General features: G+C 38.2%; 14 protein-coding genes. 10 read left to right on the top strand and 4 right to left on the bottom strand.

The genetic code is table 11. The features are described 5' to 3' along the window. Window positions 1–40: 40 nt before the first annotated feature. Entirely contained in the window at window positions 41–769 is a 729-nt protein-coding gene (locus tag IGI47_RS06115; protein ID WP_438783643.1) for a hypothetical protein, read from the top strand. Window positions 770–909: 140 nt separating this feature from the next. Here IGI47_RS06115 and IGI47_RS06120 read toward each other — a convergent pair whose 3' ends face one another. Both IGI47_RS06120 and IGI47_RS06125 read right to left on the bottom strand, forming a co-directional pair. Further along, a complete protein-coding gene (locus IGI47_RS06120) occupies window positions 910–1,155 on the bottom strand; it encodes a hypothetical protein (RefSeq protein WP_438783644.1) in 246 nt (81 codons plus the stop codon). 20 nt (window positions 1,156–1,175) lie between these two features. Next, complete coding sequence (locus IGI47_RS06125) at window positions 1,176–2,027, bottom strand: aldo/keto reductase (RefSeq protein WP_438783646.1); 852 nt, start codon at window positions 2,025–2,027, stop codon at window positions 1,176–1,178. Between the two features lie 170 nt (window positions 2,028–2,197). Between IGI47_RS06125 and IGI47_RS06130 the strand changes: the two genes are divergently transcribed. Beyond that, the gene (locus tag IGI47_RS06130) at window positions 2,198–3,202 is read left to right on the top strand and encodes a nucleoid-associated protein (RefSeq protein ID WP_005878643.1); all 1,005 of its coding nucleotides are present in this window, start codon (window positions 2,198–2,200) and stop codon (window positions 3,200–3,202) included. A gap of 96 nt (window positions 3,203–3,298) precedes the next feature. On the opposite strand, the gene IGI47_RS06135 is transcribed toward IGI47_RS06130, so the two are convergent. Beyond that, complete coding sequence (locus IGI47_RS06135; RefSeq protein WP_311929699.1) at window positions 3,299–3,643, bottom strand: YxeA family protein; 345 nt, start codon at window positions 3,641–3,643, stop codon at window positions 3,299–3,301. 198 nt (window positions 3,644–3,841) lie between these two features. Here IGI47_RS06135 and IGI47_RS06140 point away from each other — a divergent pair, with 198 nt between their 5' ends. The 8 genes from IGI47_RS06140 (at window position 3,842) to IGI47_RS06175 (ending at window position 9,719) form a co-directional block, all read left to right on the top strand. Continuing rightward, window positions 3,842–4,195: a PadR family transcriptional regulator gene (locus tag IGI47_RS06140; protein ID WP_438783647.1), complete on the top strand. Its 354-nt coding sequence runs from the start codon at window positions 3,842–3,844 to the stop codon at window positions 4,193–4,195. Further along, window positions 4,192–4,539, top strand: a complete 348-nt coding sequence (locus tag IGI47_RS06145; RefSeq protein ID WP_311929703.1) for a DUF1048 domain-containing protein — start codon at window positions 4,192–4,194, stop codon at window positions 4,537–4,539. Before IGI47_RS06140 ends, IGI47_RS06145 begins: the two co-directional genes overlap by 4 nt. 10 nt (window positions 4,540–4,549) lie before the next feature. Then, window positions 4,550–4,858, top strand: a complete 309-nt coding sequence (locus tag IGI47_RS06150) for a DUF1048 domain-containing protein (protein WP_438783648.1) — start codon at window positions 4,550–4,552, stop codon at window positions 4,856–4,858. Between the two features lie 471 nt (window positions 4,859–5,329). Further along, window positions 5,330–5,710 carry a VOC family protein gene (locus IGI47_RS06155; RefSeq protein ID WP_438783650.1) on the top strand — a complete coding sequence of 127 codons (381 nt, stop codon included), beginning with the start codon at window positions 5,330–5,332 and terminating at the stop codon, window positions 5,708–5,710. Window positions 5,711–5,783: 73 nt separating this feature from the next. Then, complete coding sequence (locus IGI47_RS06160; protein ID WP_438783652.1) at window positions 5,784–6,188, top strand: GNAT family N-acetyltransferase; 405 nt, start codon at window positions 5,784–5,786, stop codon at window positions 6,186–6,188. 377 nt (window positions 6,189–6,565) lie between these two features. After that, complete coding sequence (gene tuf / locus IGI47_RS06165; protein WP_005878630.1) at window positions 6,566–7,753, top strand: elongation factor Tu; 1,188 nt, start codon at window positions 6,566–6,568, stop codon at window positions 7,751–7,753. A 261-nt stretch (window positions 7,754–8,014) separates the two neighbouring features. Further along, the gene (locus tag IGI47_RS06170) at window positions 8,015–8,926 is read left to right on the top strand and encodes an ABC transporter ATP-binding protein (protein WP_438783653.1); all 912 of its coding nucleotides are present in this window, start codon (window positions 8,015–8,017) and stop codon (window positions 8,924–8,926) included. A gap of 1 nt (window position 8,927) precedes the next feature. Next, the gene (locus tag IGI47_RS06175; protein ID WP_311929709.1) at window positions 8,928–9,719 is read left to right on the top strand and encodes an ABC transporter permease; all 792 of its coding nucleotides are present in this window, start codon (window positions 8,928–8,930) and stop codon (window positions 9,717–9,719) included. Between the two features lie 270 nt (window positions 9,720–9,989). Here the strand turns inward: IGI47_RS06175 and mprF are convergent, their stop codons facing one another. Further along, window positions 9,990–12,578, bottom strand: coding sequence for a bifunctional lysylphosphatidylglycerol flippase/synthetase MprF (gene mprF / locus IGI47_RS06180; protein ID WP_311929711.1), 2,589 nt, complete (start codon window positions 12,576–12,578; stop codon window positions 9,990–9,992).

Consider the following 12,578-nt stretch of genomic DNA (forward strand, 5'->3'; position numbering starts at 1 on the left):
TTTCTTATAATCGTAAAGGTATGAGCGAAGGAGAGAACATATGAAGAAAAAACAAAAGCAAAAATTACTCAATCAATTCCGTCCTTCTTTAGACGGCATCAGAAGTCAATTGTTCCATTCTTTGGAAGAGGAAAGCTTACGACGTTACGGATTACCTTTACAAGTGATGCTTGATCCTAAAAATCGACAAATATTGACTATTGGGTTAGCAGGACAATCAAACGAAGATACACGTATCAATGTACCTATCGATGATAATTTTACTACTGTGTTAAAACGTATTCGTTCAGGTGAAAAGGATATTTTTGATCGCTTCCGCGACAACTTATTGATCGAAATCGTTTCTTACTGGAACGATCAACGTCTTAAAAATGATGAGCCAACTGCTCAAACCGTTTCTACACCAGTAAGCGATAAGACTGTCGAAGAAACGAACACAGCCAAAATGGAAGAATCAGTGAAAGAAGCAGAAGACAAACCAACAGCGGAATCAACTGAAAAAGAACGCTCAACGAACACTACCGCTTTGACTTTTGCTGATTTTTCAAGTGAAGTAGCTGAATATCCAAAATTCTATACAGAAAAAACAGAGCAATCCGTAGTGATTTATGAAAAAGCAGCGGATGAACCTCGCAAACTAGCTGAGATCTCTATGACAGCTGAAAACGAGTTTACGATCGAAAAAGCGTTAGAACGTAAATATAAAGTGAAATTGACTTTGATCCCACTGATCGAACAATTTGCGGCAACAGCTATCAATGATCGCTAAGCAATGAATGAGGGTAAAATAAAATGAGGTGCCTTGAAGAAGTAGCGCATATTGCGAACTTCTTCAAGGCACCGTTTATTCGTTTTTAAAGAAAGAATGAGACAAAAGTGTTTCTTACTTTTGTCCCACGCTCTACATCATTATCCTCTTGGGATCAAAGCGAATTGTTCAAGGTCAGGGGAATAAATCACTTTATGACCTTGCCAAGACTTGACCATCAAAGAATGATCGAATCTATTTTTAACTTCTGCTAATTTTTGTTCATAAGTAGCATTCCTCAATGGAAAATGCTGGATTTTGTCTGGTGTGATCAAAAAAACAAAATCAGGATGAAACGTTCGTGTGATTTCTTCAGGAAGAGCGTCTAAACGTTCGATTGGGTCCATAGCTATCTAACTTCCTTAACTTAGAATTGAGCAGTATCTGGATCTTTTGCTTTTCCAACTACGCCGTCCAATTGATCGATTTGTTTCATTTCTTCTTCTGACAATTCAAAATCAAATAGTTCAGTATTTTCTTTGACACGGCTAGGTGTTACTGATTTAGGCAATGGTAAAAAGCCGTGTTGTAAAGACCAGCGAAGAGAAACTTGAGCGATGCTCTTGTCATGTGATTTTGCAATTTCTTGCATTTCAGGAACATCGAAAATTTTCCCAGTTCCTAGTGGGCTGTAAGCCTCTAAGATCATATCGTATTTTTTAGCATAATCCACGACTTCAGGTTGTAACTCTCCTGGAGCAAGGAAGATCTGATTGACCATTGGCATTATTTTTGCTGTTTTAGCCAAAGTGTCTAAATGGTGAGGTAAGAAGTTGCTGACACCAATCGCTTTGATTTTCCCAGCTTCATATAATTCTTCAAATGCACGCCATGTTTCTGCATTTGCTTCTTCCCAATTGTCTCGAAATGCAACGGGATTAGGCCAGTGGATCAAGAATAGATCAACATAGTCTGTTTGCAATTTTTTCAAGGATTCTTCAAAGGAAGACATCACTAAGTCATAGCTGTGATTTGCATTCCACAATTTTGTAGTAAGAAAAATTTCTTCTCTAGGAATGCCACTTTCTTTTATTGCTTGTCCTACACTTTCCTCATTTTTATAGCCTTGTGCAGTATCGATGTGACGATACCCTGCTGCTAATGCTTCTTTTACTGATGCAACGGCAACATCTCCATCTGGTGTTTGCCATGTGCCAAAACCAACGACTGGGATCTTATAGCCGTTTGCTAAACGATACGTACTTGTTAATGAATCCATACTCTCAACTCCTTAATTTTTATTTCTTCTTAATTCTAGCTCATTTTTCCAAAAAAAGAATCCATTTTGTTTCTTCTTTTTTTATTTTAGTAAAATCAATAAAAAAATGTTTTTTCATTCTAGTATTTTGCCGGTAAATTACGTAAACTAAATCAGAAGGGAATGAGAGAATGGATATCTATTTAAAAAAAGCAATTTTGCATATTATTGATCGCGAAACTGGTTCTCCAGTTTTTTCTCAAAAAGAATTGGATTTGACAAAAGATTTTACCCGAGAGTTTTTACAAAAGAAAATCCAAAAAATTTCTTCTGCACAAACAAAGACCGGCCAGTTGACACAAGAAAGTGTAATCGGTACGCATTTAAAAAACTGTGAAGAAAATTTTGTTGAAGCGAGTGAATTGATTGTACAACGGTGGTTTGACGTCTATCAAGAAAGTGAAGAGGCACCAAGCGCGGATGTTTTTGTTGTCTTGTACGAGATGGATACCGTCATGTATTTAGCTTTGCTAAAAGTAAATTATCGGGAATCGTATACTCACTTTGTCGAAGCAGATGAAACAGGAATCGATAATCGTTTGATTTTGAACAGAGCGATCCTTGGTTCAAAATCACAGAAAGCGGATGAAGCACTTGCTGTGAACTTAACTGACTTGACGTATGAATTGATCGAAAAGAAATATGAATTCTCTGGGAAAAAAGAACTTTACTTTTCTGGAAGAGTGATCGAGAGTGTTCCCGCTCCCTCATTAGAAGAAAACGTCAAGGTTATCCAAAAGGTTGCCAAGAGTCTAGGTAAAAAATTTGAAACGGAAGAGTTTGATATCATGGCAGATTTGAAGGAAGCCGTTTATGATACGATCGAAGAAAAGGGCAGATTAGATCATGAAATGATTGCCGAAAAGGTGTTCAAAGAAAACATCACAGCAAAATTGGCGTTTCAAGAAGAAGTACAGGAACAAGGTTTTGTTCCAGAAGCGCCACCTGTTAAAGAAGTACAAGAAATATCCGAGAAAAAATTTGGAAAACAAAAATTTAAACTATCAAATGGAATCGAATTGATTGTCCCTGTCGATGTTTACCGCAATCCTGATTTGATCGAATTCGTAAATAATCCAGATGGAACGATTTCAGTCATGATCAAAAATGTCGATGAAGTTTTAAATCGTTTATAGGATACGACTGAGCGATTCAAAAAATCGGTTAAATTTTCAACAAATAAGCCAGAACACTGCGGAAATACTTATTTTCGTAGTGTTCTGGCTATTTTATCATTCTAACTGTTGCGCTGCAGCTTTTGGAATCTCATTGACCTTTACTTCTTCCCAATTCAAAACGCCTTTTCTCTCGTTCACTTCTAATTTGAGATATGCATTCATCTTCAATGGTCTTTCTCTTAGTTCGTTAAAAGAAACTTCTTTTTCTTGACCTTCTTCATTATAACCCGGTTGTTTATACGTATAATACGTGTTTTTTCGGTCGCCCTCTGTATGTCTTTCGCCATTTGTCGTGATCTTTGTATAATAGGTTTCTCCCATGTAGTAATAACGATAAGTAGCAAAACTACCGCCTAAAAAAATCGCAACTACGATGAGTGCGCCAAGCCATTTTTTCATCATCCATTTCACCTCAATCTTATTATTCATGAAAATAGTCGATTCGTCTATTGAATCAATTGGAATGTAAAATTTTATAAAGAAAAATTAAATCTTCTACTTTTTAATACTAGGTAGTTGTTTCTTTTTGATGATGGTGTTATGATACTCCAGTACTAAGTGTTACAAAGTATTTTTACACATAGAAGGTGACAGAAGTTGAAAGGGATAACCGAGTTATTAAAAGGCTCATTAGAAGGTATCGTCCTGCAAATCATCAAGAACAAGCAGGAAACATATGGATATGAGATCACGAATGAGCTAGTGGCTACTGGCTTTTCAGAAATCGTGGAAGGAACAGTGTATACTGTTTTATTGCGATTGGAAAAGAAGGGGTTAGTAACGACTGAAAAGAGAAAATCAGAACTTGGTCCAGCACGGAAGTTTTATCAGTTGAATGATAAGGGTGATAGATATCTAGAAGAATTTTGGGAAAAATGGCGTTTCTTAGTCTCTCAATTGGCAAAAGTAAAGACAAATGAAGCAAGTGAAGAAAGAAGAGATGAAAAATGAAATTTTATGACAAAATCACAGGTAATGATATTAGAAGAGCGTATCAGGAATTTGATGTGCGTTCAGATAAACTGCCGCTAGATTATCAGATAGCATGGAAAGAGATCCAAAGTAGTTTATGGGACTATTCGAATTTTTCCGGTAGGAACCTAGTCCCTATTTTAGATGGGATTCTGGGACTGCTAGAGGAATCTGCAATGGATGGAATTCCAATCGATCAAATCGTTGATGGGGATGCGAAGAAATTCAGTGCAGCGGTCGCAGGAGTTGAAGGTGTAGAAAATTACCGCGATAAATGGCGGAAGCAATTAAACGAATCTGTAGCTGAAAAACTGAAGAATTGAGGGATAAACTATGGGAATCCAAGAAATGATCGATGAAAAAAAAGAGTGGCGTGTCCACATGATCCGTGTCAAGAGTTTACCGAAAGACTATCAAATCGTTTATAAAGAGATCCAAAAATATTTTTTTAAAGTAGCGCCGATTGGTGTAACTGAAAAGGATGGTGTACTTTCTGAATTAGTAGAGTTATTCGAAGAAGGGGCACAAAGCGGGAAAGCAGTTCTTGATATCACAGGAGAAGACGTCGCTTTATTTGCAGATCAATTAATTGAAGGAAAACCAACATTGATCGAAAATCGTCAAATGAAACAAATACATTAGATAGAGCGATAATCCGTGTAACTTTTGTATTACATTAGTAGATAGGAAGAGGCCGAGACAAAAGTCGTTTAGGTTTGAGAAATTGGAGAGAAAAACGAGGCTGAGACAGAAGTGTTCAACTCCGAGAAATAAGAAGAAATGAACGAAAATTGCTTTTCAAATTTTTGTGAATTTCGGCTTATTTAAGAAGGATTTGCTTCTGCTCCCGCCGTTTATTCGTTTTTAAAGACTGAGACAAAAGTGTTTCTTACTTTTGTCCCACGCTCGTTTTTTTGAAATTTCCGAAAAGCCTGACTTTTGGACTTTCGTTTATTCGAGCGTCTGTAGCAAGCCTAATTTTTAGATCTGTTCCACATTCTTGTTCATTTTAGTTTATCATAGAAAAATAGAATAGGAAGATGACGCTTTATGGGAATTATCAAGCGTGGTATAAATAATCATATAGATTTAAAATATAAAGGAGTGGAATTCATGCATATCGAGCATATTGCGATTTGGACAAAGGATTTAGAAAAAATGAGAGCGTTTTACGAGTGCTATTTTGGCACAAAAAGTTCAGAAAAATATACCAATCCCAAAACGAGGTTCCAATCTTATTTTTTAAGTTTTCCTACTGGTGGCAGAATCGAATTGATCACTAAACCATTTTTATCTGATCGATCGGTAGATACGTTAGGCTATGCGCATCTTGCATTAGCAGTCGGAACAAAAGAAGATGTGGATTCATTTGCGGAACGATTCATCGCTGATGGTTATCCACTACTAAGTGGTCCAAGAACGACGGGAGATGGTTATTATGAGGCAGTGGTCCAAGATCCAGAGGGGAATTTTATTGAACTTACAGCTGATTGAGAGTTCGAAAGTCGTTGAAGGTTTTTCGCTAAGCACAATAAATAATGGTATATACGATGAAGGAGGTGTAGTTATGCATTTTCATGAACAAAAATGTATTGGTGAACAATCATTACTAGAACTTTATGGCGCTGTAGGCTGGACGGCATATACAACAGATAGCAAACGACTACTGAAGGCGGTGGAGCAGTCACTTAAGGTCATCACTGTTTGGCAAGAGAAAGAATTGATTGGACTGATCCGCAGTGTGGGGGATGGTGAAACAATTCTTTACATTCAAGACTTGTTGGTACACCCTGCCTATCAAAAGCAAGGCATTGGGACAGAACTGATGAAGAAGATGGTAGAAGCTTATACAGATGTGAGGGAAAAAGTATTACTGGCAGAAAATGACCCTGTGATAAAAAGATTCTATGAAAAAAATGGGCTCCACCTAGCAGAGCAACAAGAAGCAGTTTGCTTTTATAAAGAATATTAAAAAGAATATTAAAAAGAATATCAGTATTCAGTTGATCCCAACGAACCGATCAGTGTGTTTTTGTCACAAGCAGATTTGGTAATCACGAAATACCCCTTACTTTTCCAAGTGATCATTGATGAATGGCAAGGTTATTTTTAAACGACTTAATTGCTGAAAATTCAACGGTTGTGTCTGTGTGCTCTTCGAATACTGAACTGGTCAACAAGGCGAGTGTTCTTAGTTGACTTTGACCAATTTTGACGTATAATAGGGTTCGTTCGATGCTTATAAAAAGTAAGGCGGACATAATCTTTTTTATTTAAGCTAAAAAAGACTATAATAAACAAGTGAGAGCGAAAAATCGAGCTCTAAAACATTTAGGAGGTTTGTTAATTATGGCAAAAGAACATTATGATAGAAGTAAACCACACGTAAACATTGGGACTATTGGTCACGTCGACCATGGTAAAACCACTTTGACTGCTGCAATCACTACAGTATTAGGTAAAAAAGGCTTAGCAAATCCTCAAGACTATGCTAGTATCGATGCGGCACCTGAAGAACGTGAACGTGGGATTACAATCAATACTGCGCACGTAGAATATGAAACTGAAAAACGTCACTATGCACACATCGATGCACCAGGACATGCGGACTATGTGAAAAACATGATCACAGGTGCTGCTCAAATGGACGGAGCCATTCTAGTTGTATCTGCAACAGATGGACCAATGCCACAAACACGTGAACATATTTTATTGTCACGTCAAGTAGGTGTTAAATATTTGATCGTCTTCTTGAACAAAATCGACTTAGTAGATGATGAAGAATTGATTGATCTTGTCGAAATGGAAGTTCGTGAATTATTAAGCGAATATGGTTTCCCAGGTGACGATACACCAGTCATCAAAGGTTCAGCATTAAAAGCTTTACAAGGAGATCCTGATGCAGAAGCAGCTATCATGGAATTGATGGATACTGTTGATGAATATATCCCAACACCAGAACGTGATACAGACAAACCATTATTGTTACCAGTGGAAGATGTCTTCTCAATCACAGGTCGTGGGACTGTTGCCTCAGGTCGTATCGATCGTGGTGCAGTTCGTGTAGGTGATGAAATCGAAATCGTCGGTATCAAACCTGAAACACAAAAAGCTGTTGTAACTGGGGTCGAAATGTTCCGCAAGACATTAGACTATGGTGAAGCAGGTGATAACGTTGGGGTATTGTTACGTGGTATCCAACGTGAAGATATTGAACGTGGACAAGTAATCGCAAAACCAGGTTCAATCACACCACATACAAAATTCAAAGCAGAAGTGTACGTATTGACAAAAGAAGAAGGTGGGCGTCATACACCATTCTTCAATAACTATCGTCCACAATTCTACTTCCGCACGACTGACGTAACAGGAACAATCGTTTTACCTGAAGGCACTGAAATGGTTATGCCTGGAGATAACGTAACGATCGATGTTGAATTGATCCATCCAGTTGCCATCGAAAACGGAACAACTTTCTCTATTCGTGAAGGTGGCCGTACAGTAGGTTCAGGTATCGTAACAGAAATCGAAGCCTAATTTGGTCATTAAAGAGAATCTATTTAAATAAAAGACTGCAGACAAAGAAAAAATTCTTTGATCTGCAGTTTTTTTGTTATAATAAAAGATAACGTTTGCTTTTTACGAACAGCCAGTTCTGTTCAAGATGCGCAGATCAAGATTGTCGTTTACAGCTTGATCCAGGTGTATCCAGTCAGAGTGAATAGTTTTATAGAATAAAAAGCAATGATGAACGTAGGATGCGGAGGAACTCAAAATAGTTGCAGGAGGGAAGAAACGATGAAAGCAGTTTTGCTTGAGAATGTATCAAAAGTATTTCCTGATAAAAATAAAGCGATAGACAATATAACGATTAGCATTGAACCAGGAGAAGTGTTTGGATTCTTAGGTCCGAATGGTGCGGGGAAAACTACTACTGTGAAGATACTCAATGGTATGCTTCAACTATCAGGAGGGCAGTGCCGGGTATTCGATATCGATCCTATGGAAAATCCTGAAAAAGTACATGCGTTGGCCGGTGTAGTCACAGAGCATGCACAAATGTACGATAACTTGTCAGGTATTGACAATCTTATGTTTTATGGAGCAGCATTCGGTATAAATAAGAGTGAGAGTTTCATGCGTGCTACTGCACTTTTGGAAAGACTGAATCTGACTGAAGCAAAAGATCACAAGCTAGGGTCTTATTCTACTGGGATGAGACAAAGACTTTCTCTTGCGCGTGCAATGATCCATCAACCTAAAATTTTGTTTCTAGATGAACCCACTTCTGGGTTAGACCCTGAAAGTGCCCAAAGTGTCAATCACATGATTCGAAAATTGGCCCAGGAAGAAGGGATGACGATTTTCTTATGTACACATCAATTGCGTTATGCTCAGGAGATTTGTACTTCTTATGGTTTGATTGACAAGGGATCACTACTTGCAATAGGCACACTTGAACAGCTTCGCGTAAAGATCCATTCTGGTATGACGGTAAAAATCGAGACGAATTATATGCCGGATAGTGTGTCTTATCGAAAAATCGAACAAGGGATGTTTGAAGTTGACGTTCAGACAGAAAAAGAAATCCCTTCACTTGTGAAGCAGATCGTGGAGGTAGGTGGAGATATTTACCATGTTTCTGCCGAGCAGCCAACATTGGAAGATATCTATTTCAGCTTGATCGAAAAACGAAAGGGGAACGAGTAAAATGTTGCATACTATGCAGTGGGCCATCATCAAAAAAGATTTGCAAAGTATCATGACCAACAAACAGGTATTTGTTACCATATTGATGGTTCCTTTGGCATTGACGATTGTTCTACCCACTATTTTTATTATGATGGTCCATTTTGTCCCATTAGATTCTCTCAATTTACAAGCACTATTAGAGATGATCCCAAGCACGGGTGTAGATCAGGATGTCAAACAGAGTTTGATCAAGCTATTGATGAATAACATCATGCCTGTGTTCTTTTTGATGATACCCATCATGGCTTCGTCTGTTATGGCGGCAAGCTCATTCGTGGGAGAAAAGGAAAAACAGACCTTGGAAACATTGCTTTACTGTCCTCTTCCACTAAAAAAAATTTTCCAATCAAAAATAGCGGCAGCATTTCTATTAAGTATGATCGTTTCCTTTACTTCATTTTTTGCCATGCTGATCGTGACGCAAGTTGAAATACTTGTGTTGATGGGTACCATGTTCTTACCTAGTATAAGTTGGCTAGTCATTCTGTTATTGGCGTCACCTGCAATATCTTTTATCGCAATCACGATTACTGTACGCGGTTCTGCAAAAGCGCAGACTGTAGAAGAAGCACAGCAACGCGCTGTTTTTCTGATTTTACCTATCTTACTTTTTATCATTGGACAGTTTATGGGAATCATGCTTGTAAACACTTGGATCACATTAGGATTGAGTATTGCTTTGATCCTCCTTGCTTGGTTGCTTGTACGAGGAGTTACGAGGAAGTTAAGCTATGAAATGTTATTGAAGTAGAAGCATCTTTCAAGGAGATTAGTTCAATCAAGAATGAAACTAGAAGTGACGATTAGGATCAATAGAAGATATTCTGCGGAGTGAAATGAGAGGAGTGCGCTAGAACGAATAGTGACGGGGGATAGTAAATAGACAAAAGAGGCTGGGACAGAAGTAAGAAACACTTCTGTCCCAACTTCTTTTGATTTACCGTCTCCTATGGAAGGCGGTAGATATTTTCAAAATGAAGTTTTTGAAAAACAATACTTTTTAGATTTCTTTCTATTCACATCAACGTCTGCGCAGCCATTTCTTTAATCCGAATAATCGGTTTTTTGGAGTTTCAACAGGCGCATTATCGATGATCAACAAGGCAATCATGACATAAGCGATCCAACTATCTCTTGAGTAAAGCGTATAGCGTGGAATCCAGTTGGTTGCATATTTATCTTTGTATTCACGTAACCCATGGAATGAGTAGAAGTGAGAACCAAATTCATAGACAAGATAAGCAATTCGTTCTTGAATGAAACTTTTTCTAGAAGTTCCTACATTTGCTAAAGGTGCCATTCCCAAATTAAAGTACTCGATCTGTTCTTCTTTCATATACTCGAAGAGATGTAAGAAGAGAAAATCCATACTTCCAGATGGTGCTCGGTCTAGATCGTAACGCATCAAATCGATCGTGCCGATTCTATTATCTGTATAGGTAGGCATAATGGAGGCGAAAGCGACCATTTCTCCTTCTGGGCTATTCACAATAGCAATCGGTGCTCGTTGCAAGTAATCTTCTGAAAAGAATCCTAAGGAAAAACCTTTTTCTTTTCGTGTACCTAACCAACTATCAGAAATTTTCTTCAAGTCAGCCATTTGACTAGCTGAAAAGGGTGGTTGGATGACTTCAAAGGTAAATCCTTCACGTTCGATTCGGTTTAAGATTGCCCGAGATCCCTTCATTTTTTTGCCGGAAGTAGTGAAATCGGCTAATTTTACGTGAGCTTCTTCGCCCATTTTAATGAAGTCGTACCCAAATTCATGAAGGATCATCACGATCTCTTCACTTGTCTCATAGAAAACAGGGAGGTAGCACAAGCGGTCTGTTTCTTCGATAAATGCCTCGATTGCTTCAGCAAAATCTTCTTTTTTCCCAGAAGGATCACCCATCACGATACATTTATTGTTATAGCAAGCAAATTGCAGTAAGACAGTTGGCTGCCCATCTTTTTCATAAATGAACATCCGCTTGTCTTTTAAGAAAATCAGTTGACTATCTGAATTTCCGCCAAAAGAATGTAATACTGACAATGCTCGTTCCTCGTTAAATGGTTCGCCGATCTGCTGTTTCTTCCCTTGTAAAAAATGAACGAGGAGAATGATGATGAAACTTACAGCGATAATTGCAAGTAATCCAGAGAACCAAATCTTTTCAGAAGGGAAAAGGAAAAACGAGATAAAGTGATGCTTCCGATGGGGAAATTCCGGCATGTTGTATACCCCAATAATAATGTAAAGAAGGGATAAGGTGCCGGTGATCAGACCATCTACTGTCAGCCATTCCCAAGAATAGATGATTTGTTCCCGAAATAATTCATTTTTGGAAGCAACGATGATCAACAATAGGATCGTTAGAAAAACAACTGCTGTTAGGCTAAGATCTGTGATACCAACGTAGATCAGTGAAAGGAGGATCAAGCCAATCGTTGGCCAGTAAGCTCTTTTTACGCGAGCTGCCATTGCTCTTCCCATGACTACAAATAAAAAGCCTAATAAGATACTTGGAAATTGAATGATCAAGTGCAACCTCAAAGGATTCAAGCTGTGCAACCAGCGAAACTCAGTAAAAGCTTGTGGGATCGTTGCAGAGAGAACCAACATGATTCCTGAAAAATATAAAAGAACAACAACGATTTTATGCGCGATTTCTGTCGCTAATTGCCTTGGGATACCTGAGTAACGTTTATCAAAAGTTGAGCCGATATTTTTAAAGAAAAAGACGATTCCGATCAAGAAAGGGATAATATAATAAAAGACCCGATAAAGTAAGATCCAAACAACGACAGTTTCTTTAGGTACGCCAATCGCGGATAAGCCGATGATCATCATGACGTCAAAACTACCGATTTCACCTGGTATCATGGAGACGATCCCGATAACCGAAGCGGCAATAAACAGAGGAATCGTTTGCCAAAGATCGATCCTGATTTCCATCAAATAGCCTACTGCTAGGAAACTAAATAATACCCCTGACCATTCAAGAAAAGATACGAGCAATAATTGACCTTGTGTTTTTAAGGAAAGCCCGCCGACATAACCTTCTTTTTTCAGCGTAGTGACAAGGAACACGATCGGGAAATACAATCCTCCGCCAATCAACCAGATCCAGTATTGTTTAAGGAATGGAGCGACAGGACTAAATAAGACCATGAAAAAGGAAATCAGACTGTAAACCGAAAGACCAGCCATCAAGAAAAGAAAGATCTTAGAGAGGGCTTGCATCAACTGTTTACTTTCTTTTTTGTTGCCATAAAGTTCAGAACGCAAGCCGATACTGACGAATCCGCCAAATCCTGCGATATTGTTGATGGTATTGATCAGCCAACTTGTCTCAAATAAATATTGCGGTTTTTGCTTTTGTCCAAGTAATCGATTTAAAATAAGATCATAACCAATCATAGGAAGTACCGCGACTAAGCCGATGAGTAGCATCAATCCGGTTTTCCAAAGAGGAATGGTGGCGAATGTCTCTGCTAACTGGTCAACAGATAATGTTTTTCCAATTGAAATTAGTTCACTAACGATAATTACGATGACTGAAATCAAAAATATCATTTTAAAGAGACCTAAATGGTTTTTGATCCACTGCACGGTCTGTTTTATCAA

The sequence above is a fragment of the Enterococcus sp. AZ191 genome, from assembly GCF_051713845.1.
GTDB lineage: Bacteria > Bacillota > Bacilli > Lactobacillales > Enterococcaceae > Enterococcus_B > Enterococcus_B durans.

What these genes read in the sequence shown, in the direction of transcription:
- IGI47_RS06160 (WP_438783652.1), top strand. Translation starts at nt 5,784, where the DNA reads ATGCATTTTCATGAACAAAAATGTATTGGTGAACAATCATTACTAGAA.
- IGI47_RS06155 (WP_438783650.1), top strand. Translation starts at nt 5,330, where the DNA reads ATGCATATCGAGCATATTGCGATTTGGACAAAGGATTTAGAAAAAATG.
- tuf (WP_005878630.1), top strand. Translation starts at nt 6,566, where the DNA reads ATGGCAAAAGAACATTATGATAGAAGTAAACCACACGTAAACATTGGG.
- IGI47_RS06125 (WP_438783646.1), bottom strand. Translation starts at nt 2,027, where the DNA reads ATGGATTCATTAACAAGTACGTATCGTTTAGCAAACGGCTATAAGATC.
- IGI47_RS06145 (WP_311929703.1), top strand. Translation starts at nt 4,192, where the DNA reads ATGAAATTTTATGACAAAATCACAGGTAATGATATTAGAAGAGCGTAT.
- IGI47_RS06150 (WP_438783648.1), top strand. Translation starts at nt 4,550, where the DNA reads ATGGGAATCCAAGAAATGATCGATGAAAAAAAAGAGTGGCGTGTCCAC.
- IGI47_RS06170 (WP_438783653.1), top strand. Translation starts at nt 8,015, where the DNA reads ATGAAAGCAGTTTTGCTTGAGAATGTATCAAAAGTATTTCCTGATAAA.
- IGI47_RS06135 (WP_311929699.1), bottom strand. Translation starts at nt 3,643, where the DNA reads ATGAAAAAATGGCTTGGCGCACTCATCGTAGTTGCGATTTTTTTAGGC.
- IGI47_RS06130 (WP_005878643.1), top strand. Translation starts at nt 2,198, where the DNA reads ATGGATATCTATTTAAAAAAAGCAATTTTGCATATTATTGATCGCGAA.
- IGI47_RS06175 (WP_311929709.1), top strand. Translation starts at nt 8,928, where the DNA reads ATGTTGCATACTATGCAGTGGGCCATCATCAAAAAAGATTTGCAAAGT.
- IGI47_RS06115 (WP_438783643.1), top strand. Translation starts at nt 41, where the DNA reads ATGAAGAAAAAACAAAAGCAAAAATTACTCAATCAATTCCGTCCTTCT.
- IGI47_RS06120 (WP_438783644.1), bottom strand. Translation starts at nt 1,155, where the DNA reads ATGGACCCAATCGAACGTTTAGACGCTCTTCCTGAAGAAATCACACGA.